Origin of the sequence: Bacillus cereus group sp. BfR-BA-01355, from assembly GCF_022663675.1 — a bacterium.
GTDB classification, from domain to species: Bacteria; Bacillota; Bacilli; order Bacillales; family Bacillaceae_G; genus Bacillus_A; species Bacillus_A thuringiensis_S.
This window is the reverse complement of record NZ_JAKUFY010000429.1, coordinates 1-240: the sequence shown is the minus strand read 5'-3', so window position 1 is coordinate 240 and position 240 is coordinate 1. Positions and strand designations below refer to the sequence as shown.

The window sequence follows — 240 nt, the reverse complement described above, 5'->3', positions numbered from 1 at the left end:
CATGCATATCCGAGAGATAAGACAGTAGCTGAACTGTTCGAAGAACAGGTAGAAAAGACGCCAAATCAGATTGCCGTAACTTTTGAAGATAAGGAAATAACATACAGAGAGCTCAACCAAAAAGCAAATGTCTTAGCTTATAAATTAAGAAGTCTTGGAATTCAGCCGAATGATTACGTTGCGATTATGGCGGAACGAAGTATAGAAATGATTATCGGGATTTACGGCATCATTAAAGCA

Annotated in this window: 1 protein-coding gene; it reads left to right on the top strand. The window is 37.9% G+C overall.

All coding sequences use genetic code 11. The features are described from left to right. A partial coding sequence (locus MR167_RS32350) for an AMP-binding protein (protein ID WP_242316300.1) occupies positions 1-240 on the top strand: 240 nt, incomplete at both ends.